The organism is Vibrio sp. 1F169, from assembly GCF_041439605.1.
Lineage (GTDB): Bacteria > Pseudomonadota > Gammaproteobacteria > Enterobacterales > Vibrionaceae > Vibrio > Vibrio tasmaniensis_A.
Genome location: NZ_JBGOOI010000007.1, coordinates 26716 through 49790, shown reverse-complemented (window position 1 = coordinate 49790; position 23075 = coordinate 26716). Strand labels below are relative to the sequence as shown.

Below are 23075 nucleotides of genomic sequence, written 5' to 3'. Positions count from 1 at the left end.
ATAAAGCCAGAAAGATTATTTCTTTGTTAACAAGTAAAGGTTTATTAACAAGTCAAATTGCTATTAACAAGTAAGTGCTAGTAACAAAACATATTCAAACTGTGTTTTATATTAACTTACACTGTTAAATATAGGGTTTTATTATGAGGCTTAATGGGATAAGTAGCGACATCCTTGTTGCTGCTAAAAGAGTTATTCTCTGCCAAATAGTATTAGCCGTCGGTGTAGTTTTATATGAAGTGTTTTTTGGTAATAAAGTAGATATGGAGTCTTCAGCTTTGGGTGTCGTAATCGCGATGTTACCACCGCTGTTTGGTTTTATATATGCAAGCCTAAAGGTGCACAAGAATCCTAATTATAGTTTACGTGACTTAATGCAAATGAGTCGTGTCGTGAAAATAACCTATACGTTCTTAATGTTTATCTTGGCATTCCAGTTTTTTAAATTGGATAACCCAGTAATATTATACGCGTACATTTTCACAATGATTGGGTACTTCTTAACACCATTTATTACTGCCTCTACAAGATCGGAGTACGTGTAGTATGGATCAAGTCACTACCGCTCACGAATACATAGAGCATCACTTAACCTTCTTAACTACAGGTGATGGTTTCTGGGCGTTCAACATTGACTCAATGTTGGTATCTTGGATTACGGGTTTATTGTTTATTGGAGCTTTTCGATATGTAGTGACCAAGGGCACTAGCGGTGTTCCAGGTCGTTTTCAATGTTTTATCGAGCTTATCTTTGATTTCGTTAACAACCTAGTCAAAGAGATTTTTCAAGCGGAGGATAAATTAATAGGGCCACTGGCATTAACCACTTTTGTTTGGGTGTTGTTAATGAATGCAGTCGATCTATTGCCTATAGATTTAATACCAGGGTTAACTCGTGTAATGGGTTTAGAACACTTTAGAGACCTACCGACAGCGGATGTAAATATCCCAATGTCGATGGCACTCGGTGTGTTTATTTTATTGTTAACTTATACGTTTAAAAATAAAGGTTTGAAAGGCTTTATCAAAGAGCTAACTACTCAGCCATTTGATAACCCTCTTTTATATCCTGTTAACTTTGTTCTTGAATTAATAACATTAATTTCAAAGCCAATATCACTAGGCTTACGATTATTCGGAAATATGTATGCAGGCGAGATGATATTCATCCTTATCGCACTAATGCCTTGGTGGATGCAATGGGCACTAAGTGTTCCATGGGCCTTATTCCACATATTAATCGTATTCTTACAAGCATTTATATTTATGGTACTGACCGTTGTTTACTTAGCAATGGCAACAGAAGAACACCACTAATTAATAACTAAAAAATTAACTAACACATTATTTATCGGAGATACAAATGGATATCGTAAGCGCAGTTTTATATGTAGCAGGTGCATTACTGATCGGTTTAGGTGCAGCAGGTGCAGCATCTGGTATTGGTAACTTAGCGGGTAAATATCTTGAAGGTGTTGCTCGTCAACCAGACCTTACTCCAATGCTTCGTACTCAATTCTTCATCATGATGGGCCTTGTGGATGCTGTACCGATGATCGGTGTTGGTATCGGTCTATACATCATCTTTGCCGTGGCTTAATTAAAAGCTTTGAAAAGATCGATTTGTAAATAATCAAGATTTAGTGAGGAAGGTATGAACTTAAATGCCAGCATGTTTGGTCAAGCAATCTCATTCGTGATTTTTGTTTGGCTATGCATGAAATATGTATGGCCCCCTCTCACCGCGATGTTAGACGAGCGCCAAAAAGAAATCGCTGATGGTTTACGCCACTCAGAGAATGCAGCGAAAGAGCTAGAACTAGCAAAATCAAATGGCGCACAACTCGTCGCAGATGCGAAAAAAAATGTGACCGAACTGATTGAGCAAGGCAAAAAACGCCGCAACGAAATCATCACCTTAGCTCACCAAGAAGGTGAGCAAGAAAAGGCACGCATCTTAGAGCAAGGTAGAGCTGAGCTAGAAGGCGAACGTCAAAAGTTACGCCGTGAACTTCAGGCGGATATGGCAGATGCTGTTATTCAAAGTGCACAGAAATTGATTAGCAAAAACCTAGATTCTGAAACGAACCGAGCGTTAGTTGATCAAATGATAAGCGAACTCTAAACGGAGGCAATATGTCAGATTACACCAATATTGCTCATCCCTACGCTAAAGCATCATTCGACTTTGCTTTAGGTGAAAACAAGTTACAAGAGTGGCACTCAATGCTGTCCATTCTTGTGACGGTAGCGGAAGAAGAAACGATCGCTAAGCAGATTTCATCAGCAGAAGGTGTTCATACACAGCAATCTGAAGAACTGGTCAATCTCATCATTCACGTTTGCCAAGGACTCGTTGATGACCACGTCATTAATCTCATTAAAGTCTTGGCTGAAAATGGCCGTCTTGCAGTGATCAGAGACTTGTTTAACTTGTTCAGCGACCTAAAGGACGAACATGAACGTGTAATCCCTGTCACTGTCACCAGTTCAGAATTGCTTACACAAGATCAAGTTACATCACTCACTGCTGCACTTGAGAAGAAATTAGAACGTCAGGTTGAAATGGAACAGGTTATTGATGACTCGCTGGTTGGCGGGATCGTCATCAAGGCGGGTGAAACCGTCATCGATGGTTCTTTGAACACATCAATTAGCCGATTAGCCCATCAACTTCACGCGAGATAGGTAACAATTATGCAATTAAATTCAAATGAAATCAGTGATCTAATCAAAGATCGCATCTCGAAGTTTAATGTGAGCACCGAAGCTCGCAACGAAGGCACCATAGTCTCGGTTCGTGACGGCATCATTACCATTAACGGCCTTGCGGATGTCATGCAGGGTGAGATGATCGAACTTCCTGGTGGCAAATACGCTCTTGCTCTTAACCTTGACACGCACTCAGTCGGTGCCGTGGTTATGGGTCCCTACACTGACCTATCTGAAGGTATGAAAGTGAAAGGGACAGGTCGTATCTTGGAAGTACCCGTAGGTAATGGACTTCTTGGCCGTGTAGTGAACACACTAGGTGAGCCAATCGATGGCAAAGGCCCAGTGAGTTGCGACCGACTCGACCCTGTAGAAGTAATTGCACCCGGCGTAATCGAGCGTAAGTCCGTCGATCAACCAATTCAAACGGGTTATAAAGCCGTTGATACCATGGTGCCTATCGGTCGTGGTCAACGTGAACTTATCATCGGTGACCGTCAGACGGGTAAAACAGCGTTAGCAATCGATGCGATCATCAACCAAAAAGATTCTGGCATCAAATGTGTGTACGTGGCTATTGGCCAGAAAGCATCTACTATCGCAAACGTTGTTCGTAAACTCGAAGATCACGATGCGCTTAAAAACACCATCGTAGTTGTAGCCTCAGCATCAGAATCAGCCGCGCTTCAATACCTAGCACCTTATGCGGGTTGTACCATGGGCGAATACTTCCGTGACCGCGGTGAAGATGCACTGATCATCTATGATGACCTATCAAAACAAGCCGTCGCTTACCGTCAAATCTCATTGCTACTTAAACGCCCACCGGGTCGTGAAGCCTTCCCTGGCGACGTATTCTACCTTCACTCACGCCTACTAGAACGTGCGGCACGAGTAAATGCAGAATACGTTGAGAAGTTCACAAATGGTGAAGTGAAAGGCCAAACAGGTTCATTAACCGCGCTTCCGATCATTGAAACTCAAGCGGGTGACGTATCGGCGTTTGTACCAACCAACGTAATCTCAATTACTGATGGTCAGGTTTTTCTACAAACCCAACTATTCAACTCAGGTCTCCGTCCTGCTGTTGACCCAGGTATCTCGGTATCTCGTGTGGGTGGTGCAGCACAGTGCAAGATCATCAAGAAACTGTCTGGTGGTATTCGTACATCATTAGCTCAATACCGTGAGTTAGCCGCATTTGCTCAGTTCTCTTCTGACCTAGACGACATGACGCGCAAGCAGCTTGATCATGGTGAGCGTGTAACCGAACTGATGAAACAAAAGCAATACTCGCCGATGTCTGTCGCAGAGCAAGCAACGGTTATCTACGCAGCAGAAAAAGGCTATTTGGCTGACGTAGAGTTGCACAAAGTTGCGCGTTTTGAAGAAGAATTAATTGCTTACGCAAAGGGCCAAAACCCAGAGTTGTTCGACACCATTAACGCTAACGGTGACTACAACGACGAGATCGACAGTGCACTTGCAAAGCTTCTCGGTGACTTTGTAGCGTTGAAAGCTTGGTAAACGCTCCGGTTTGTTGGCTGGAAATCAAAACAAATTAGGAGCAGATGATGGCAAATACTAAAGAAATTCGCACCAAGATAGGCAGTGTTAGTAACACTCAGAAAATCACCAGTGCAATGGAGATGGTTGCGGCAAGTAAGATGCGTAAGGTTCAAGACAATATGACGCTAACACGTCCATATGCCGAGAACATGCGCAAAGTTATCTCTCATGTCGCATCAGGGTCGCTGGAATACCAGCACCCCTACCTTCAACAGCGTGAACCAAAACGCGTTGCTTACATCATTATTTCGTCCGATCGAGGCTTATGTGGTGGCTTGAACTCGAATTTGTTCAAGAAAGTGTTAGAAGAAATGGAGATGTGGCGTACCAAAGGCGTTGAGGTAGAAACGACCCTAATTGGTTCAAAAGCTATCTCATTTTTCCAACGCAGCGGCAATGTTATCGCGCAAACGTCAGGCCTTGGTGACGCGCCTAAATTAGAAGACATTTTAGGTACGGTTAACGCGATGCTAGGGCATTACGACGACGAAAAAATCGACAGCTTGTATCTCGTGTATAACCAGTTCATCAACACCATGGTTCAAGAACCAACGACCTTGCAGTTGCTGCCCCACCCTTCAGATTCTGAGGCCGATGGAGGCGTGAAAAAAGCACGTCGTTGGGACTACATCTACGAACAAGCACCAAGAGACATCCTCTCTGAGCTGTTACATCGATACATTGAATCACAAGTGTATCAAGGCATCGTAGAGAGCATTGCCTGTGAGCAAGCAGCCCGAATGGTGGCCATGAAAGCGGCGACCGATAACGCAGGCCAACTCATCGATGATTTGCAGTTGGTATACAACAAAGCACGACAGGCTGCCATTACCCAAGAACTGAGTGAAATAGTCTCAGGTGCTCAAGCTGTCTAAGTGCAGACAAGAGTGGGTTAAGAATAGAATTTGAGGATTTAGAGATGAGTGTTGGAAAAATAGTTAAAGTTATCGGCGCGGTGGTAGACGTCGAGTTCAGCGGCGGCAACAGCCCACGCGTTTATGATGCATTGAAAGTGACTAGCGAGGAAGCAAGCTCTCTCGTATTGGAAGTTCAGCAACAACTGGGTGGCAGTATCGTTCGTTGTATTGCAATGGGTACGTCAGATGGCTTGCGCCGCGGCCTAACTGTTGAAAACACCGGTTCTCCAATCACCGTTCCTGTGGGCGAAGAAACCTTAGGCCGTATCATGAACGTTCTTGGTCAGCCTATCGATGAATGCGGTGAAATCGGTCAAAAAGAAAGCTACGAAATTCACCGAGAAGCACCCTCTTATGAAGAACAAGCAAACAGCACTGAACTTCTTGAGACCGGCGTTAAGGTTATCGACCTTATTTGTCCGTTCGCAAAGGGCGGTAAAATCGGTCTGTTCGGTGGTGCTGGCGTAGGTAAAACCGTCAACATGATGGAGCTTATCAACAACATCGCTAAAGCCCACTCAGGTCTCTCTGTATTTACCGGTGTTGGTGAGCGTACTCGTGAAGGTAACGACTTCTACTACGAGATGAAAGAAGCGGGTGTACTAGACAAAGTAGCCATGGTTTACGGCCAAATGAACGAGCCACCGGGAAACCGTCTACGAGTTGCACTTACAGGCTTGACTATGGCTGAGCGCTTCCGTGATGAAGGTCGTGACGTACTGTTGTTCATTGATAACATTTACCGTTACACGCTTGCGGGGACTGAGGTGTCAGCACTGTTAGGTCGTATGCCTTCAGCAGTAGGTTACCAACCAACACTCGCTGAAGAGATGGGTGTGCTTCAAGAGCGTATCACTTCGACTAGACAAGGCTCTATCACGTCTATCCAAGCAGTATACGTACCTGCGGATGACTTGACCGATCCATCACCAGCAACAACCTTTGCTCACTTAGATGCGACCGTTGTACTGTCTCGTAATATCGCGGCATTGGGCCTCTACCCTGCAATCGACCCATTGGATTCAACATCTCGCCAATTGGACCCGCTTGTGGTTGGCCAAGAGCATTACGACATTGCACAAAAAGTCCAAACAACGCTGCAACGCTACAAAGAGCTAAAAGATATCATCGCGATTCTTGGTATGGATGAGCTGTCTACTGAAGACAAGCAGACCGTATCTCGCGCTCGTAAGATTGAACGTTTCTTAACTCAGCCTTACCACGTGGCAGAAGTGTTTACTGGTCAGAAAGGTGTATTTGTACCGCTAAGCGAAACACTAAGAGGCTTTAAAGGTCTGTTAGGCGGCGAATATGACGATATCCCAGAGCAAGCATTCTTGTACTGTGGTTCTATCGACGAAGTGCTTAACAAAGCAAAATCACTCTAAGAGGCAGGTGCACCATGGCTATCGGAATTACAGATAATACATTTCAACTTAATATTGTAAGTGCGGAAGGTACGCTGTTTTCAGGTCCAGCGTATGCCCTAGCCGTTTCTGGCGCTGATGGTGAGCTGGGGATCCGCCCCGGTCACTCCCCGCTTCTCAGTAAAATAAAGCCAGGCGTGACAGTGTTTGTCACAGACCCTAAATCAGAGGGGCAAGTGCTTTATGTCTCTGGCGGGATGCTGGAAGTTCAGCCGGATGTGGTAACGGTGTTAGCCGATACTGCCTTGCACGGCCAAGATATTGACCGCGCTCGCGCAGAAGAAGCGAAATATGCAGCCCTAGAGAATATCAATAAGGGCAATGTAGACATCAACTTTGCACAAGCTCAGCTTGAACTCGCAAAAGCCGTTGCTCAGCTTCGCGCATCAGAACTGACGTCTTCTCGCACTCGCCACTGAGAATAGAACTTAGATGCTTGATGCTTGATGTGTAAATAGTCTACCCACTTAAAAACAGTTTAAGTGGGTAGACTACATCAGGAACTCTTCTCTCCCCTCCAACTTCCCCTCCCTTTCAACCGTCCCTAATACATCCTTTTTCACCAGCACTTACGCCATTATTTCTCAGCAAAGCGCGCTTGGCGCGGATCAAGTTCATGACCAAGAGGTTGTGTGAGTGAATGATATAACTCTGGCTTACGGCCACGAATCCAGCGTCTACCAGTACACATGTCTAACTCTTCTGCTTTTAGCTCTGCAATCACCATGTCGTTATCAACACTATCGGTCTCAGCAATGATTTCACCATAAGGGCTGAGGATCATCGCATTGCCTGTTCTTACTTCATCCATATCAACGCCGACACCATTACTAAACACCACAAACATACCGTTGTCGTGCGCTCTTGCAGGCAACCAACGCATTAACCACTCGCGTCCATTCTTGCCCTGCATTTCAGCACGAATCGCCTCTGGGTTTTCATCTCGGTTGAACCATAACTCAGGGTCAATTCGCTTCATCGCGTTCGGGCTTCGTGAATGACAACCGCCCGTTTGGTGCGGCGCAATCAATATATCAGCCCCCTTCAAAGCAGTGATCCTGACATTTTCAACCAAGTTGTTATCCCAACAAATCAAGATACCAACTTTGCAGCCATGCGGCGTATCGAACACCGTGTACTGGTCTCCACTGCTCATGTGAGAACTAACAAAGGTGTGCAGTTTTCGATGTTTCTGAACTTCTCCATTTGGCATGGCAAATACGTAGGTGTTGTATAGCTCGCCATCAGTACCCTGCTCTATCAAGCCTGCACCAACGCTCATGCCAAATTGTGTTGCCAGTGAAACTAACTTTTGAGTGGATTCACCGCTCGGTACAGGTTCCGCTAGCACTTCAATTTCATCGCGAGACAAAGCAGACACATGCCAATAACCGGTAATACACATCTCTGGGAAACTGATGATTTCCACGTCAGTGTCCGCAGCCTTTTGAACATATTGCTCTATGACCGATAAGTTGTACGCCTTGTCACCCGCATGGTGGTTGAATTGAACCGACGCTACTTTAATGTCTTTCTTCATGATTCGTCCTCAAGCTTTGCTTTATCTGATTGGTATGAACCTAGTATAAAAAATCAATTCAATTCCATATAATGAAACATATTCTCAATTCAATGAGCATTTGGAATGGAATTTGATCTACTGAAGGCATTTTGTCAGCTGGCTAAATCGGGAAATTACCGTTTGGCGTCAGAGCAGCTCTACATCACTCAATCGGCACTCACTAAAAAGATTCAACGACTTGAATCCAACATTGGGGCATCTCTGTTTTCTCGTGGCAGGAATGGCGCAGAGCTCACGCACGCGGGGAAAACGTTACTAGCAGAAGCCCAACGTTTGGTTCATTCAATGCAAGCGTTTGAGCAGCTGTCAGGCTCTGTGGTCAAAGGGACTCAGGGACATTTGAACATTGGCTTTGGCGTGTCTACTTATCATGAAGCACCCAAGCTTATTGCAGCTTATAAACAACGATACTCAGACGTTCATATCACGTTAAATGACACACCTTCCAAGCAACAAACAGATGAACTGTCAAACCATGAACTCGATATCAGCTTCAATCGGATACCAGAATCATCGGATTTAGAAAGCCTAACACTGTTCAATGATTCGCTTGTGGTCGCGATACACAAAGATCTTCTCAAGCAAGCGCCAAGCAAAAATCACGTCGTCTCTGAGTTATCGAAATGGCCTTATCTAAAGCTGGCCCAACATCGCGGGCCCGGATTAGACAGACAGATTCAACAATATTGTCTTGCGAATAAAATCGACTTATCAAAAACGCAAGAAGCCGATGATATTCTCACCCTGCTTGCCTTGGTTTCTGCCAATACCGGCTTCACCATTGTTCCTAACAGTGCTCAGTTCATTAGCAATACCGATGTAGAATTCATTACTTTAGAAGGTGAATACGCCACTTGGCCAGTCGGGTTGATATGGAATGGGAAGAGTGAAAATCCACTCAGGGATCGATTTGTGGAGTTTGTGGCTAATCAAAAAGAAAATTAGGCCGGAAGCTAAATTACACCAACAAAAAAGGCTCACTAGATAGTGAGCCTTTTGATATCTGCGTAACGTAAAACCGAGGTCTAACGTTGCTTGATGTTCAAACGAATAGTTTTAAAAGATTCATTTTAGAAAAGCAGTTTAGAGCTGAACTATAGAACTATAGCTTAGAAGAACTCGATAGAGTTACGGCCGCTTTTGTCGTCACGTGTTGGCTTCGGCGTATCTGCTTTCTTTTTCGGTTTCTTCTCTTTTTTCTCTTTCTTTGGTTCAGCCTTTGCGCTTAGCATTTCTGCTTTGCTTTTCTTAGATTCCTTCTTCTTAGAATCCTTTTTAGACTGACCTTTCTTCGCCTTGTTCTCTTTTTTAGGCGCTTCTTTCTTTTTCGGCTTTTCTAATTCTTCTTGTACTGGCTGATCACACACCACTACATAGTATTCTTGGTTGAATTCAAAGAAGTCGCCATCGTACATTTTACGACGCTTACGGGTTTCTAGCTCACCATTTACCGCTACGTAGCCTTCAGAGATGATGTGCTTAGCTTCGCCGCCACCACTCACTAGGTTAGCAATTTTAAACACTTTGTAGAGCTCGATTGGCTGTGATGAAACATCAATACCAATTGCTTCAATTTCAATCTCTTCGCCTTCTTCGCCCAGCTCTTGGCCTTCGTAATCAGCGTCTTCGTAATGTTCTTGGTCCATGGTGACCTCTACCTAAATATGTACTTCTGAAATATTGGGCGCAGTGTAATCTTAAAACAAGTAAATGACCATGTTGAATTCACCGAGCACTCTTTTGTTCTCGTTACGCACCCACTTTATAGCGCACCACCAACATTCGAAAGGCTGACAAGCTGCTTGGTGTATTCATGCTGCGGATTACCAAACAAAGTCTCAGTGTCGCCCTTCTCTATCACCTCGCCAGCTTTCATGACGATAGTGTAATGACACAAGGATTTCACAACATTCAGGTCATGGCTGATAAATAGATAAGTCAGACCATACTTTTCTTGAAGTGATTTCAACAGATCCAGCACCTGCGCTTGAACCGTTCTGTCGAGTGACGATGTGGGTTCGTCTAACAAGATAAACTCTGGCTTTAATATCAGAGCACGAGCAATCGCAATACGCTGCCTTTGTCCGCCAGAAAATTCATTTGGGTAACGGTGACGAGTTTCTGGGTCTAAGTCGACCTCTTTCATTACGTCACAGATGCGTTGGTCGAGTTCAGTGTCGTCCAATTGTTGATGTACTAACAAGCCTTCGCCAATCACTTGCGCGACCGACATTCTCGGATTTAGCGCAGAAAACGGGTCTTGAAAGACCACTTGCATACGGCTTCGAAACGGTAGCATCTGTTGACGGTTTAAGCCTTGAATTTGTTCGTCAGCGTAGGTAATTGACCCTTCACTATCCACCAGCTTAAGTATCGCCATACCAGTCGTCGATTTACCAGAACCACTTTCGCCAACTAAACCGATTGAGTGCCCTTTCTTCAAAGTGAACTCCATGTCGGTTACGGCTTTGACATGAGAAATGGTTCGCTTGAATAAACCGCCCGTGATCGGGAACCAAACACGAAGTTGATTTACATCGAGTAGCGGTTTGCTTTCGGGTGACACAGGAACGGGCAAGCCTTTCGGGTCAGAGTTGATAAGCTTTTGCGTATAAGGGTGAGCAGGCGCATTAAACAGGGTATGACAGTCGTTACTTTCAACCAAGCGACCATCTTTCATTACCGCTACTCTGTCGGCAATCTTACGAACGATACTTAAGTCATGAGTAATGAAAAGCATCGCCATACCCAATTCTTGTTGCAGGTCTTTCAACAAATCCAAAATCTGCGCTTGTACCGATACATCCAATGCGGTTGTCGGCTCATCAGCGATAAGTAGCTCAGGTTCGTTGATCAGCGCCATTGCGATCATCACACGTTGGCGCTCTCCACCAGATAACTCGTGCGGATAGGCTGAAATCTTTTGTTCTGGATAACGGATGCCCACCTTGGATAGCCACTCTATCGCCAAGGCTTGCGCTTTATTGGTTCGCATACCACGGTGAATCGCGAGCGTTTCAACAAGCTGTTTCCCAACTCGATGAAGCGGATTAAGCGACACCATGGGTTCTTGGAAGATCATACCGATGCGACCACCACGAATCCCGCGCAGTTGTCTTTCAGAACAACTCAGAATGTCGGTGCCAGAGAAGTTAATCTTACCGTTCAAGTAATGTGAGGAGCCTTTAGGCAGCAGTTTTAACACTGAATTAGCGGTAACCGATTTGCCTGAACCACTCTCTCCTACCAGCGCCAGTGTCTCACCTTTGTATATCTCCAACGAGACATCGTGAGTCACTTGTTCTATCGAATCTTTACGTCCAAATCCTACCGACAATTTGTCGATGGTCAGAACTGGAGATGCATTAGCAGCCTCTGCTGTTGACCCTGAAGTAGGAGCTGTATTTGAAGTCATAACCTATCCTTACTTCTGTTGATGTGGGTCGAAGGCATCACGCACCGCTTCACCAACGAAGACCAGTAACGTAAGCATCAGTGAAAGCACGACGAAAGCAGAAATGCCAAGCCAAGGCGCTTGTAAGTTAGCTTTACCTTGCGCCAATAGTTCACCCAATGAAGGCGAACCCGCAGGAAGACCAAAGCCTAAGAAATCTAATGAGGTTAACGTAGTGACCGAGCCAGACAAAATAAACGGCATCATGGTTAATGAAGCCACCATCGCATTGGGTAACATGTGACGAAGCATAATGCGTTTGTCATCAACACCCATCGCTTGGGCGGCACGAACGTAATCAAAATTACGACAGCGTAAGAATTCGGCTCGAACGATGCCTACCAAACTCATCCAACTGAACAGCACCATAATTCCGAGTAACCACCAGAAGTTCGGCTCGATAAAACTCGACAGAATGATCAGTAAGAACAGGGTCGGCATCCCTGACCAAACTTCAATGAAGCGCTGACCAAACAGATCCACCCAGCCACCGTAGTAACCTTGGGTCGCCCCAACAACCACACCAATCACGCTCGATACAATCGTCAGAATAAAGCCAAATAAGACAGAAATACGGAACCCATAAATGATGCGAGCTAATACATCTCGCCCTTTATCATCGGTTCCTAACCAGTTCACCGAGTCAGGCTCCGACGGCACCGCGCCCGAAATATCGAAGTTTATCGTGTCGTAGCTAAACGGAATGATTGGCCACACGATGTAGCCGCGGTCTTCAATGAGTTCGATAACATACGGGTCTTTGTAGTCGGCTTCGGTTTCAAACTCACCACCAAATTCGGTCTCGGCGTATTCATTGATAACAGGTACAAACCACTGATTATCATAAGAAACCAAGAGTGGCTTATCGTTGGCGATGATCTCAGCGAACAGGCTCAATCCAAACAAAATGGTAAATATCCAAAGGGAGATAAAACCACGCTTGTTTGCTTTAAAACGTAACCAACGAGCTTCAGCTAAAGGGTTGTTAAACATTTATTATCAATACCTTTTTATTCATTCGCCATTAACGCGCTTCAAAATCAATTCGAGGATCAACCCAGGTATACGTCAGGTCGGAGATAATGCTCAGCACCAAGCCAAGCAAGGTCATGATATAGAGAGAGCTGAACACCACGGGATAGTCACGTTGAATGGTTGATTCAAAGCCAAGCAAACCAATGCCTTCGAGTGAAAACATCACTTCAATCAACATAGAACCCGTGAAGAAAATACTAATAAATGCGCTCGGGAAACCGGCAATAATGATCAGCATCGCGTTACGGAAAACGTGCTTGTAGAGAATACTGCTCTCGTCCAAGCCTTTCGCTCTCGCGGTCACCACATATTGCTTATTGATCTCATCAAGGAAGGAGTTTTTGGTCAGCATGCTGAGTGTGGCAAAGCCGCCGATGACCATAGCAAAAATAGGCAAAGCTAAGTGCCAAAAATAGTCGCCTATTTGCTGATACCAATTGAGCTGATCAAAGTTACTCGACACCAGACCACGCAATGGGAACCAACTGAAATAGTTACCGCTTGCAAACAAAATAATCAGAATGATCGCAAACAAGAAGCCTGGAACGGCATAACCGACAATCACCACCGCACTCGACCAAATATCAAAACGAGAGCCGTGATGTATCGCCTTCATGATGCCCAAGGGTATCGAGATCACGTAGATGATTAACGTACTCCACAATCCCAAGGAAATGGAAACAGGCAGTCGCTCGATGATGAGATCAATCACGTTACCGCCTTTAAACAGGCTTTCACCGAAGTTAAAGGTCGCGTAGTTTTTCAACATGTCGAAGTAGCGAACATGAATCGGCTTATCAAAACCAAACTGCTTTTTTATCTCTTCAACCGCTTCAGGATCAAGCCCGCGAGAGCCTTTATAACCACTCGCAGACGCTTGGTCACTTTCGCTTAAATCAACTTCTTGCCCACCACCAGAAAAGCGCTCCATGATGCCAGAGTTATGCCCTTCTAATTGAGCAACGGCTTGCTCTACCGGGCCTCCGGGCGCTATCTGGATGATGAAAAAGTTGATGGTGATGATCGCCCACAGCGTGGGGATCACCAACAATAAACGTCGAAATATATACGCGGCCATGCTAACTAACTCCTAGCGACGTTTTTCAGGAAGCAATGCCGCCTTCTCTTCTGAAATCCACCATGTATCGATACCTAAATCGTATTTAGGCAATACATCTGGACGCTCAAACTTGTCCCACATTGCTACGCGATATTCACCAACGTGCCATTGCGGGATGTTGTAGAAATTCCACTGCAATACTCGGTCCAGTGAACGACCGAGAGTAAGAAGCTTTTCAGGATGTTGTTGGTTACGCGCAATTTCTTCTGTTAACGCGTCAACCACTGGATCGATAACACCTGCAGTATTGTAAGTAGAATCAATGTAGTTAGAGTTCCAAACGATCATTAAGTTCGGGCTAGGGTAAGGGTTTGCGGAAAATGACGACGACACCATGTCGAAATCACGATCACGCAAGCGCTTGATGTACTGAGTCGTATCGATGGTACGGATCTTCATCTCAATACCCATGCGCTTAAGGTTCTTTTGAACCGGCGTTGCGATACGTTCCGTGGTTGGGCTGTAAATCAGCAACTCAAATGACATCGGCTTGCCGGTCTTTTCGTTGGTCATCACTTTGTCTTTCAATACCCAACCCGCTTCTTTCAGCAGTTTGAAAGCGGTACGCATTTGGCTACGAATACGGCCGCTGCCATCGGTGACTGAAGGTTGGAATTCTTTGGTAAACACTCGCGCTGGAATCTGATCTTTGTACTGAGACAGCAATTCAACTTCAGCTGCGCTTGGTAAGCCTTTCGCTTCATAGTCGGTGTTCTGGAAATAACTACGAGTACGTTTGTACTGACCATAGAACATGTTCTTGTTCATCCACTCAAAGTCCATCGCATAGGTTAACGCTTCTCGAACTTTAGGATCTGAGAACACAGGAGATTGAATATTGAAGACAAAACCTTGAGTCGTTTCAGGCTTCTCATGGTTGATCTCTTCTTTAATGATGTAGCCTTTATCGAAGTTCGCGCCTGTGTAAGAGTTGGCCCAGAACTTAGCCGAGTTCTCGGTTCGAAGATCGAACTCCCCTGCTTTAAAAGCTTCCAACATTACCGTGTCGTCACGGTAGTAATCGTATTGCACTTGCTTGAAGTTATTACGGCCAACGTTGACTGGTAGGTCTGCCGCCCAGTAGTTTTCATCTAGGCCGTAGGTCACACTTTGCCCAGATTTATAGCTAATGATCTTATAGGGACCACTGCCTACTGGTGGCTCACTTAGAGGTTCAGACAGCTTTCTGTCTTTCCAGAAATGCTTCGGCAACACACGAGTGCTTTGCGCAAAGCTAAACAGCTTCTCGCGGTTTGGCTTGTTCATCTCAATTCGAACAACCAAATCAGAGACAGCCGTTACTGATTCAATCTCTTTGTAATACACGCGATACTGAGGCACACCTTCTTTCGAAAACTTGTCAAAGGTGAAGGCAACATCGTGAGCCGTGATTGGTTTACCATCTTGGAATTTAGCATTTGGGTTGATGTTGATTTCCATCCAAGTGAAATCACTGGCGTAGCGAACCTTTGAGGCGATCAATGGATAATACGCATCGATCTCGTCGCTCGGAGAAAACATCAAGGTATCGTAAATCTCCCCCGTATAGCTGGCAGCAACGCCGCGGGAACCGAATCGATTAAAGCTATCGTAGGTACCTATGCTGCCATAAGTCACTTTGCCTACTTTTGGCGCATCAGGGTTAACGTAATCGAAGTGAGTGAAATCGGCTGGATATTTTGCTTCACCAAAACCAACCAATTGTGTGGTTTCAATAACGGTGACAGTAGGAGTTGATTCGGTATCAGAAGCGTGTGTGACGGAGGGATATAGAGCAATAAGCGGCAGCATGACTGCACATGACTTCAAATTAGACCTGAAAAACTGAGTGCGCTGCAAGGCTTTGCTTCGGAAATCTGTTCCCATTTGACTCTCCCTTCAAATGTTATGAATTCTATATTCAAGTTGATTAATCGGCTTTGAATGCATGCCGTTAAAACAAGTATAGGTTCAAATCTAACATCATGTAATAACTAATAAAACCATCAGCACTTCATCTCTGACGGTTTATTTACAATTAACTCGTCACCGCTCGAAGTTATTGGATGCAGTTGGCGCTGATTGCTTTGATTCCTTTAATTAGCTTGGTGGCGCTGGAAAGAACGGGGGAAGGAGATTGCTCTAGCGAGAATGACATAAGCCTCCACGGTTTAGATTCCCTTTGATTCGCTTTGAAAGTGAAATTTAGGTTCTAAATAATCAACAAACTATACTTTACTGGAGTATCCTTGCTGCTTAGGTCTAAATGGAATGACACTTTGAACAAACCAAACCACATAACATTTGCAACGTTCAACCTGCTGAACTATCTCGAACCGCCGAATGCGTATTATGATTTTGAGAACATCTACAGCTTCGATGAATGGCAGAAGAAACAGCACTGGATGGCTGAAACGATTCGTTCATTAGATTGTGATGTGATTGGCTTTCAAGAGATATTTAGCCCGCAGTCTTTAGAGCATTTGATGAATGAGCTAGGTTATCCATACTTTGCAGTGGTCGATAGCGCAGACGTTGAAGATGATTACCTATACACCTCCCCTGTCGTTGGTATCGCATCCCGCTACCCAATTGAAAATGTACAGCCTGTTACGCCAGATTCGAAGTTACTGACAGCGTTCAACCTTGGAGACAATTTCTCATTCAACAGAACGCCTGTTCATGCCACGATTACGTTACCCCATTTAGGTTCAACCGACTGTTATGTGGTGCACTTCAAATCACAACGTCCGACAGAACCCAAAGCAGAATCTATCGATGTGGATAACGCTCAGCAAGGTGAAAAATCACAAAGTGACACGCTCACTCGCTTCCACCAAGAGCAACTTGGCTCTTGGTTATCTAGCGTGCAGCGCGGCCTTGAAGCTCAGATGCTGCATCAATACATCACCAATCATCGTTACCAAACCGATCAGCCTGTTGTGTTAATGGGTGACTTTAATAAGCCTCTATTCAACGACGAGTTTAAAGGGCTATTAAGTTATTCAATAAACAGAGACGAAAACAGCAAGCATTGGCTTTCCCACTTCCGGTTAAAAGACAGCTGGGATATTTATCATCAATTGCATGAACAAGACTTACTTGAACAACGCAAACCAACCCACTATTACGGTGCCTCTGGTTCTGTTCTGGATTACATTTTAATGTCGAACGAATTTGACTGTCAGAACTCATCAAGCATGATGGAAATCTCTTGCTACACAGTGCTCGACCATCACCTCATCAATCCCAGCTTTGAACACGACCAATTCAGTACTGACCATGCCATCGTTGCTGTCACCGCTCATATCCGTGAAGCCTAGCTATTCGATTACATCTTCAATCGAGAGTTACCTGAGTTGAACATGAAAAAAACCGCAGTCAAAAACTGCGGCCTTCCACTTTAGCCAAACGGGTTGAGCCAACCGACGCCCCATTTAGAAACCGATTTACCGTTTATCCAATTACGGAACTTAAAAGTTATAGGTTGCGCCAAGGTAGAAAGAAGCCAATACAATATCTTTCTCTACCTTTCTTTGTTTCCAAGAGCTGCCTTCGTCAACTTCTACTGTAAATGCATCGGCTTCATAACCAAGTCTCAGACTTAATTCACAAAGTGGCGTGTACTCAACGCCAAAACCAACTCGTACACCTGCACCAGAATCATCTAAATCAGAACTTGAAGGACGTGAACCGTCTGCATACTTCATATCGAGATCGATTGAAGATAAGCCAATTGTACCAAATGGGCGAACGCCATTATCAAACGTATAACCAAGGTTTGCAGCAATCGAAAAGACTTGAGGAGTCCATGTAAAGCCAGCGTTGCTTCTTAAAGGATATTTAGCAACCACATCACCATAATCCGTGTACTGAAGCTCAAGTGATACAATACGGTTAAACTTATAGCCAGCAATGATACGGTAAGCATTGTCTTCTGCTTCAAACGTCACTGGCTCTTTAATTGATGAAAATAGTCCACCATCATCGACGCCAGAAGTACCAATGGCACCACCTAGATACAAACCACTGTCCGCTGCCATTACATTGTTTGCTGCAAATGCTGACATCATTGCGATGCTTAGAATTAATTTATTGCCCATTACTACTTGACCTTACTTAATGCAAATCAAGATTGTTACGCCTTCCTGTGCTGCACAATCTTGTTAGAGTTACCCGACACCCCGTCGAATTCGCGAACATGATAGGCTCACAGAAAACAAAAAAATAAATAAAAATGTAATCACTTTATAACCCCAGACAACAGAATTAGTTAAAACACCATAAGAGCCTGAATAAAAAAGAAATAAAAAAACACCTAACGTTTGTTTGAACAATCTATTCCCTTCCAAATCATCCGGTTTTTAGGTTTTTCCACCTCGCACTTACGCAAGCTTACTTTCAAGAGTGGCGTGATTTTGCATAATCCACACGCTTTAGTAGCTTGCGACTTAACTCAATCTCAACCATTCAGAATAAGACGAATAGAAACACGATGAACCACACAATAGAGCTCAACGGCTTAATCATTGATACTGACTCTCGAACGATTACTAATGAACAGGGGAATAAAATCACTTTACGCCCTCACCTACTTTCGGTGCTCTGTTTACTGGCAGAAAATTTAGGGGATCCCGTTTCTAGGGAAGATATTATTGATATGTGCTGGGAAGGGGAACTCACCTCTCCTCACATACTTGCTAACGTCATCTATAATCTGCGTAATGTTTTTACGCGCTTAAGAACACCAGACATTCAGATAACCACAATCACCAAGTTTGGCTACATTTTGTCGGTTGACCCCACTTAATTAAATTTAAGCGACACTACATTGTGTCAAAACTGTATGAGCAACACGCCGTAGCGCACTCTTTATATCTCCATTGTGAACGTATTTATGCAATCAATGGCGTTGATTAAGATCACTAAAAAACGCCCCATCGAAACGTTTCGATGATCGTTATCACACTCTAGGAAAGTGAAGAGTGCAAATGATAAATCAGACACTATTATCACCATCGAAACGTTTCGATGGTTTTTCTTGAGTTGTTCTCAACCCATTAAACGTTATTTTTCGATAGGTCGTGATATGAAAAAAAGTACTCTAATTAATTCTGAACTCTCTTACTTAGTGGCGACTCTTGGCCACACAGATGAAATCACGATTTGTGACGCGGGCTTGCCGATTCCAGATCACGTAACTCGTATTGATCTTGCCTTAACTCATGGTGTTCCGAGCTTTCAGCAAACAGTAAAAACCATGCTGGATGAATCTCAGATTGAAGGCGTTGTGATTGCAGAAGAGTTTGCGAAAGTAAGCCCAGACCATCACGCTGCACTGATTGATTTAGTTAAGACAGAAGAAGCGCGTTGCGGCAAATCGCTTTCGATTACTTACATCACTCATGAAGAATTCAAAGAGCGAACGCATGACAGCCGCGCGGTTATTCGTACTGGCGAATGCACGCCATACGCAAATGTTATTTTCCAAGCTGGCGTAACCTTTTAGCTCAAGCTCAGCGTTTGAACCTAAGCGCAACGACAGCTCAGTGTCATCACTGAACCAAAACAATATTTATGCAGAACAATCAAATACAACTGGCCCCGAGTAAAGGAACCGACATGACTCAAGCCATTTTAGAACTTAGCTCAATTGAGAAAGCCTTCCCAGGTGTTAAAGCACTAGATAAGGCGAGCCTCAACGTTTACCCAGGGCGCGTAATGGCGTTAATGGGGGAAAACGGTGCAGGTAAATCAACGTTGATGAAAGTGCTTACCGGCATTTACCACTTGGACGGCGGCACTATCGCATACCAAGGTAAACCCGCAGCATTTAAAGGACCACGTGATTCACAACAAGCCGGCATTAGCATCATTCACCAAGAGTTGAACCTAATTCCTGAGCTAACCATCGCCGAGAACATCTTCTTAGGTCGTGAAATCACAGGCACCATGGGACGTATCTTGTGGAACGAAATGTACCAAGAAGCGGACAAGCTACTTAAACGCCTTAACGTAAAACACAGTTCAAAAACTCCTTTAGGTCAGCTAAGCCTTGGTGAGCAGCAAATGGTAGAGATAGCGAAAGCCCTATCGTTTGAATCTAAGGTCATCATCATGGATGAGCCAACGGATGCACTAACCGATACCGAAACTGAGTCTCTATTTAAAGTAATTAACGAACTACGTGATGAAGGCTGTGGCATTGTTTACATCTCTCACCGTTTGAAAGAGATCTTTGAGATTTGTGATGACATCACCGTGCTTCGTGACGGTAAGTTCATTGGACAATGTGAAGTAAAAGACACCGACGAAGATGGCCTAATCGAGATGATGGTTGGCCGTAAACTGGACGAGCAATATCCACGTATCGGACAGAGCCACGGTGAAACCTGCCTTGAAGTGATTGGCCTGACAGGTTCTGGTGTTCATGACGTGAGCTTTACTCTAAAGCGCGGCGAGATTCTTGGTGTATCTGGCCTAATGGGTGCAGGTCGTACCGAACTGATGAAAGTGATTTACGGTGCCCTTCCAAGTGAACGCGGCGTCATCAACCTAGAAAACAAAACCATCAACCCGGTAAGCCCGAAAGATGGCTTGGCGAATGGCATTGCTTACATCTCTGAAGACCGTAAAGGCGACGGCTTAGTTCTAGGGCTTTCAGTGAAAGAGAATATGTCTTTATGTTCACTTGACCTACTGACAAAGAGCGGTCAAATCCAACATAAAGACGAAGTGATCGCCGTGGATGACTTCATCAAGCTCTTCAACATCAAAACCCCGACTCGCGAGCAAATCATTGGCAACCTTTCTGGTGGTAACCAACAGAAAGTGGCTATCGCTAAAGGCTTGATGACAAAACCAAAAGTATTGATTCTCGATGAGCCAACGCGTGGTGTCGATGTCGGTGCTAAGAAAGAGATTTACCAACTCATTAATAAATTTAAAGCCGACGGCATGAGCATTATTTTGGTCTCATCTGAAATGCCAGAAGTGTTAGGAATGAGTGACCGCATCATGGTGATGCATGAAGGCCGTGTAAGCGGTGAATTTGATGCTAAAGAAGCAAACCAAGAATTATTACTGGCGTGTGCGGTCGGTAAAAAGATCAACGAGGACGCAGCATGAGTACTAAAACCATGAGCAAAACAACTGAAACTGAAGCGCCAAAGAAAAAACCATTAATCAGCAAAGAGTGGCTGATTGATCAAAAGTCATTGATTGCTTTGATCTTCCTGATTGTTGTCGTTTCTTTCCTAAACCCAAACTTTTTTACTGTCGACAACATTCTGAATATCCTGCGTCAAACCTCAGTTAACGCGATTATCGCAGTCGGTATGACACTGGTTATTTTAACCGCGGGTATCGACTTGAGTGTCGGCTCTGTACTTGCGCTTTGTGGTGCATTCGCAGCCAGCATGATTGGCATGGAAATCCCTGTGATGATCGCAGTGCCAACCGCTCTAGTAGCTGGTGCAGCATTAGGTGCTATTAGTGGTGTGATTATCGCTAAGGGTAAAGTCCAAGCCTTCATCGCAACGCTTGTAACCATGACACTACTTCGCGGCGTAACCATGGTTTACACCGACGGTCGCCCTATCTCAACAGGCTTCACAGACACAGCAGACGCATTCGCTTGGTTCGGTACAGGCTACGCAATGGGCATCCCAGTTCCAGTATGGATCATGGTCGTGGTGTTCGCAGCAGTATGGTACCTATTAAACCACACACGCTTTGGTCGTTACGTTTACGCACTGGGTGGCAACGAATCAGCAACTCGCCTATCAGGCATCGACGTAGACAAAGTGAAAATCGGCGTTTACGCAATCTGTGGCCTGCTAGCTGCAGTGGCTGGCATCATCGTGGCATCGCGTTTGTCATCTGCTCAACCTACCGCAGGTATGGGTTATGAATTAGACGCCATCGCAGCCGTGGTTCTTGGCGGCACAAGCTTAGCGGGCGGTCGTGGTCGCATTATGGGTACATTGATAGGTGCACTGATTATCGGCTTCCTAAACAACGCCCTAAACCTATTAGACGTATCTTCTTACTACCAGATGATTGCAAAAGCAGTGGTTATTCTTCTGGCAGTATTGGTCGACAACAAAAACAAATAAGACTCTAGTTTGAGTCAATGCAACACCCTGCTTTATCTATAGAAAACCCATAGAAAAGCACCTTTAATTGAAATATCTATCAGTAACAAACCTATAAACATTAAATCTATAAATAATGTAACAACGAGCTAGGGTTATCCAACCTAGCTCACCCTACATAAAGGACTTACACCATGAAAAAATTAGCGACTCTTATTTCTGCTGCCCTTCTTTCTACAACAGTATCTGTGTCTGCACAGGCGCAAGATACAATGGCAATCGTTCTGTCTACACTGAATAACCCATTCTTTGTAACCATGAAAGATGGCGCAGAAGCGAAAGCAGAAGAGCTAGGCTACAAGCTTATCGTTCTTGATTCTCAAAACGATCCAAGCAAAGAGCTTTCGAACATTGAAGATCTAACCATTCGTGGTGTTAAGGCAATCCTGATTAACCCTACAGATTCAGATGCAGTGTCTAACGCAATTCGCATTGCTAACCGTTCAAACATTCCAGTACTGACACTAGACCGTGGTGCAAGCCGTGGTGACGTAGTGAGCCACATTGCTTCTGATAACGTAATTGGTGGTGAAATGGCGGGTCACTACATCATGGAAAAAGTGGGCGAGAAAGCGAAAGTAATTCAACTTGAAGGTATCGCGGGTACATCGGCTGCTCGTGAACGTGGCGAAGGCTTCATGAACGCAGTAAACGGCAGCGACCTTGAGCTTCTTGCAAGCCAACCTGCTGATTTCGACCGTACTAAAGGTCTGAACGTAATGGAAAACTTGCTTGCTGCTAACCCAGATGTACAAGCGGTATTCGCTCAAAACGATGAAATGGCACTAGGTGCTCTTCGCGCCGTTCAGGCTTCAGGTAAAGAAGTGATGATCGTTGGCTTTGATGGCACTGAAGACGGTATCGCTGCTGTTAACCGCGGCCTACTAGGCGCAACGGTTGCACAACAGCCTGACCTAATCGGTTCTTTAGGTATTGAAATAGCAGACAAAGTACTGAAAGGCGAGACAGTAGACGAATACGTACCAGTAGCTCTAAAAATCATCGCTAAGTAACTTATCTATTACCAACTAACTTAGCTTAACTCTTGACCTAATTAAGCAGGGGTCCCCTATCCCCTGCTTTCTTAACTCACTAGCTCATTGGTTCACAGACTCAAGAAAAAA

The 23075-nt window shown here is 44.6% G+C and carries 23 protein-coding genes; 16 read left to right on the top strand and 7 right to left on the bottom strand.

Features of this window, described 5'->3' with window-relative positions; genetic code table 11:
- The first annotated feature begins 143 nt into the window (after positions 1–143).
- Genes ACED53_RS04755 through ACED53_RS04715 form a run of 9 tightly spaced genes read left to right on the top strand, consistent with a single transcriptional unit; the run spans position 144 to position 7044 of the window.
- Complete coding sequence (locus ACED53_RS04755; protein ID WP_017098977.1) at positions 144–545, top strand: hypothetical protein; 402 nt, start codon at positions 144–146, stop codon at positions 543–545.
- A 1-nt stretch (position 546) separates the two neighbouring features.
- On the top strand, positions 547–1317 hold the full coding sequence (atpB, locus tag ACED53_RS04750; RefSeq protein WP_017082381.1) for a F0F1 ATP synthase subunit A: 771 nt from the start codon (positions 547–549) through the stop codon (positions 1315–1317).
- 46 nt (positions 1318–1363) lie between these two features.
- The gene (gene atpE, locus ACED53_RS04745; RefSeq protein WP_004730405.1) at positions 1364–1600 is read left to right on the top strand and encodes a F0F1 ATP synthase subunit C; all 237 of its coding nucleotides are present in this window, start codon (positions 1364–1366) and stop codon (positions 1598–1600) included.
- A gap of 54 nt (positions 1601–1654) precedes the next feature.
- Positions 1655–2125, top strand: a complete 471-nt coding sequence (locus tag ACED53_RS04740) for a F0F1 ATP synthase subunit B (RefSeq protein ID WP_004730401.1) — start codon at positions 1655–1657, stop codon at positions 2123–2125.
- Between the two features lie 11 nt (positions 2126–2136).
- Positions 2137–2688, top strand: a complete 552-nt coding sequence (locus tag ACED53_RS04735; protein WP_004730398.1) for a F0F1 ATP synthase subunit delta — start codon at positions 2137–2139, stop codon at positions 2686–2688.
- Between the two features lie 9 nt (positions 2689–2697).
- Positions 2698–4239, top strand: a complete 1542-nt coding sequence (gene atpA / locus ACED53_RS04730) for a F0F1 ATP synthase subunit alpha (protein ID WP_016794807.1) — start codon at positions 2698–2700, stop codon at positions 4237–4239.
- A 47-nt stretch (positions 4240–4286) separates the two neighbouring features.
- Positions 4287–5156 carry a F0F1 ATP synthase subunit gamma gene (gene atpG / locus ACED53_RS04725; RefSeq protein WP_017098979.1) on the top strand — a complete coding sequence of 290 codons (870 nt, stop codon included), beginning with the start codon at positions 4287–4289 and terminating at the stop codon, positions 5154–5156.
- Between the two features lie 44 nt (positions 5157–5200).
- Complete coding sequence (gene atpD, locus ACED53_RS04720) at positions 5201–6586, top strand: F0F1 ATP synthase subunit beta (protein ID WP_004730394.1); 1386 nt, start codon at positions 5201–5203, stop codon at positions 6584–6586.
- 14 nt (positions 6587–6600) lie between these two features.
- Positions 6601–7044, top strand: coding sequence for a F0F1 ATP synthase subunit epsilon (locus ACED53_RS04715; protein WP_004730391.1), 444 nt, complete (start codon positions 6601–6603; stop codon positions 7042–7044).
- Positions 7045–7202: 158 nt separating this feature from the next.
- Here ACED53_RS04715 and ACED53_RS04710 read toward each other — a convergent pair whose 3' ends face one another.
- Positions 7203–8165 (bottom strand): nitrilase family protein, encoded by a 963-nt coding sequence (locus ACED53_RS04710; protein WP_017099345.1) that lies wholly within the window; start codon positions 8163–8165, stop codon positions 7203–7205.
- Positions 8166–8270: 105 nt separating this feature from the next.
- Between ACED53_RS04710 and ACED53_RS04705 the strand changes: the two genes are divergently transcribed.
- On the top strand, positions 8271–9152 hold the full coding sequence (locus ACED53_RS04705) for a LysR family transcriptional regulator (RefSeq protein ID WP_017099344.1): 882 nt from the start codon (positions 8271–8273) through the stop codon (positions 9150–9152).
- Between the two features lie 164 nt (positions 9153–9316).
- On the opposite strand, the gene ACED53_RS04700 is transcribed toward ACED53_RS04705, so the two are convergent.
- The 5 genes from ACED53_RS04700 to ACED53_RS04680 all read right to left on the bottom strand — a co-directional run bounded on the left by ACED53_RS04700 (position 9317) and on the right by ACED53_RS04680 (position 15682).
- Complete coding sequence (locus tag ACED53_RS04700) at positions 9317–9853, bottom strand: RNA-binding S4 domain-containing protein (protein WP_017099343.1); 537 nt, start codon at positions 9851–9853, stop codon at positions 9317–9319.
- Positions 9854–9969: 116 nt separating this feature from the next.
- Complete coding sequence (gene yejF, locus ACED53_RS04695; RefSeq protein WP_017099342.1) at positions 9970–11622, bottom strand: microcin C ABC transporter ATP-binding protein YejF; 1653 nt, start codon at positions 11620–11622, stop codon at positions 9970–9972.
- 9 nt (positions 11623–11631) lie between these two features.
- Positions 11632–12654, bottom strand: coding sequence for an ABC transporter permease (locus ACED53_RS04690; RefSeq protein WP_017099341.1), 1023 nt, complete (start codon positions 12652–12654; stop codon positions 11632–11634).
- A gap of 31 nt (positions 12655–12685) precedes the next feature.
- Positions 12686–13774, bottom strand: a complete 1089-nt coding sequence (locus tag ACED53_RS04685) for a microcin C ABC transporter permease YejB (protein WP_017099340.1) — start codon at positions 13772–13774, stop codon at positions 12686–12688.
- A 12-nt stretch (positions 13775–13786) separates the two neighbouring features.
- Positions 13787–15682 carry an extracellular solute-binding protein gene (locus tag ACED53_RS04680; RefSeq protein WP_017099339.1) on the bottom strand — a complete coding sequence of 632 codons (1896 nt, stop codon included), beginning with the start codon at positions 15680–15682 and terminating at the stop codon, positions 13787–13789.
- Between the two features lie 392 nt (positions 15683–16074).
- On the opposite strand from ACED53_RS04680, the gene ACED53_RS04675 reads away from it, so the two are divergent.
- Positions 16075–17118, top strand: a complete 1044-nt coding sequence (locus ACED53_RS04675) for an endonuclease/exonuclease/phosphatase family protein (protein ID WP_017099338.1) — start codon at positions 16075–16077, stop codon at positions 17116–17118.
- Positions 17119–17268: 150 nt separating this feature from the next.
- Here the strand turns inward: ACED53_RS04675 and ACED53_RS04670 are convergent, their stop codons facing one another.
- A complete protein-coding gene (locus tag ACED53_RS04670) occupies positions 17269–17898 on the bottom strand; it encodes a porin family protein (RefSeq protein WP_017099337.1) in 630 nt (209 codons plus the stop codon).
- Positions 17899–18290: 392 nt separating this feature from the next.
- Here ACED53_RS04670 and ACED53_RS04665 point away from each other — a divergent pair, with 392 nt between their 5' ends.
- The 5 genes from ACED53_RS04665 (at position 18291) to rbsB (ending at position 22964) form a co-directional block, all read left to right on the top strand.
- Positions 18291–18605, top strand: coding sequence for a winged helix-turn-helix domain-containing protein (locus tag ACED53_RS04665; RefSeq protein WP_017099336.1), 315 nt, complete (start codon positions 18291–18293; stop codon positions 18603–18605).
- A 279-nt stretch (positions 18606–18884) separates the two neighbouring features.
- Complete coding sequence (gene rbsD / locus ACED53_RS04660) at positions 18885–19304, top strand: D-ribose pyranase (protein WP_009844907.1); 420 nt, start codon at positions 18885–18887, stop codon at positions 19302–19304.
- Between the two features lie 113 nt (positions 19305–19417).
- Positions 19418–20923: a ribose ABC transporter ATP-binding protein RbsA gene (gene rbsA, locus ACED53_RS04655; RefSeq protein WP_009844906.1), complete on the top strand. Its 1506-nt coding sequence runs from the start codon at positions 19418–19420 to the stop codon at positions 20921–20923.
- Entirely contained in the window at positions 20920–21912 is a 993-nt protein-coding gene (rbsC, locus tag ACED53_RS04650; protein ID WP_009844905.1) for a ribose ABC transporter permease, read from the top strand. Before rbsA ends, rbsC begins: the two co-directional genes overlap by 4 nt.
- Before the next feature lie 173 nt (positions 21913–22085).
- Complete coding sequence (gene rbsB / locus ACED53_RS04645) at positions 22086–22964, top strand: ribose ABC transporter substrate-binding protein RbsB (RefSeq protein ID WP_012600805.1); 879 nt, start codon at positions 22086–22088, stop codon at positions 22962–22964.
- The last annotated feature ends 111 nt before the right edge of the window (positions 22965–23075 follow it).

What these genes read in the sequence shown, in the direction of transcription:
- ACED53_RS04690 (WP_017099341.1), bottom strand. Translation starts at nt 12,654, where the DNA reads ATGTTTAACAACCCTTTAGCTGAAGCTCGTTGGTTACGTTTTAAAGCA.
- ACED53_RS04735 (WP_004730398.1), top strand. Translation starts at nt 2,137, where the DNA reads ATGTCAGATTACACCAATATTGCTCATCCCTACGCTAAAGCATCATTC.
- ACED53_RS04685 (WP_017099340.1), bottom strand. Translation starts at nt 13,774, where the DNA reads ATGGCCGCGTATATATTTCGACGTTTATTGTTGGTGATCCCCACGCTG.
- atpB (WP_017082381.1), top strand. Translation starts at nt 547, where the DNA reads ATGGATCAAGTCACTACCGCTCACGAATACATAGAGCATCACTTAACC.
- ACED53_RS04715 (WP_004730391.1), top strand. Translation starts at nt 6,601, where the DNA reads ATGGCTATCGGAATTACAGATAATACATTTCAACTTAATATTGTAAGT.
- ACED53_RS04670 (WP_017099337.1), bottom strand. Translation starts at nt 17,898, where the DNA reads ATGGGCAATAAATTAATTCTAAGCATCGCAATGATGTCAGCATTTGCA.
- atpD (WP_004730394.1), top strand. Translation starts at nt 5,201, where the DNA reads ATGAGTGTTGGAAAAATAGTTAAAGTTATCGGCGCGGTGGTAGACGTC.
- ACED53_RS04700 (WP_017099343.1), bottom strand. Translation starts at nt 9,853, where the DNA reads ATGGACCAAGAACATTACGAAGACGCTGATTACGAAGGCCAAGAGCTG.
- ACED53_RS04705 (WP_017099344.1), top strand. Translation starts at nt 8,271, where the DNA reads ATGGAATTTGATCTACTGAAGGCATTTTGTCAGCTGGCTAAATCGGGA.
- ACED53_RS04665 (WP_017099336.1), top strand. Translation starts at nt 18,291, where the DNA reads ATGAACCACACAATAGAGCTCAACGGCTTAATCATTGATACTGACTCT.
- atpE (WP_004730405.1), top strand. Translation starts at nt 1,364, where the DNA reads ATGGATATCGTAAGCGCAGTTTTATATGTAGCAGGTGCATTACTGATC.
- rbsD (WP_009844907.1), top strand. Translation starts at nt 18,885, where the DNA reads ATGAAAAAAAGTACTCTAATTAATTCTGAACTCTCTTACTTAGTGGCG.
- atpA (WP_016794807.1), top strand. Translation starts at nt 2,698, where the DNA reads ATGCAATTAAATTCAAATGAAATCAGTGATCTAATCAAAGATCGCATC.
- rbsB (WP_012600805.1), top strand. Translation starts at nt 22,086, where the DNA reads ATGAAAAAATTAGCGACTCTTATTTCTGCTGCCCTTCTTTCTACAACA.
- ACED53_RS04740 (WP_004730401.1), top strand. Translation starts at nt 1,655, where the DNA reads ATGAACTTAAATGCCAGCATGTTTGGTCAAGCAATCTCATTCGTGATT.
- rbsC (WP_009844905.1), top strand. Translation starts at nt 20,920, where the DNA reads ATGAGTACTAAAACCATGAGCAAAACAACTGAAACTGAAGCGCCAAAG.
- rbsA (WP_009844906.1), top strand. Translation starts at nt 19,418, where the DNA reads ATGACTCAAGCCATTTTAGAACTTAGCTCAATTGAGAAAGCCTTCCCA.
- atpG (WP_017098979.1), top strand. Translation starts at nt 4,287, where the DNA reads ATGGCAAATACTAAAGAAATTCGCACCAAGATAGGCAGTGTTAGTAAC.
- ACED53_RS04755 (WP_017098977.1), top strand. Translation starts at nt 144, where the DNA reads ATGAGGCTTAATGGGATAAGTAGCGACATCCTTGTTGCTGCTAAAAGA.
- ACED53_RS04680 (WP_017099339.1), bottom strand. Translation starts at nt 15,682, where the DNA reads ATGGGAACAGATTTCCGAAGCAAAGCCTTGCAGCGCACTCAGTTTTTC.
- yejF (WP_017099342.1), bottom strand. Translation starts at nt 11,622, where the DNA reads ATGACTTCAAATACAGCTCCTACTTCAGGGTCAACAGCAGAGGCTGCT.
- ACED53_RS04710 (WP_017099345.1), bottom strand. Translation starts at nt 8,165, where the DNA reads ATGAAGAAAGACATTAAAGTAGCGTCGGTTCAATTCAACCACCATGCG.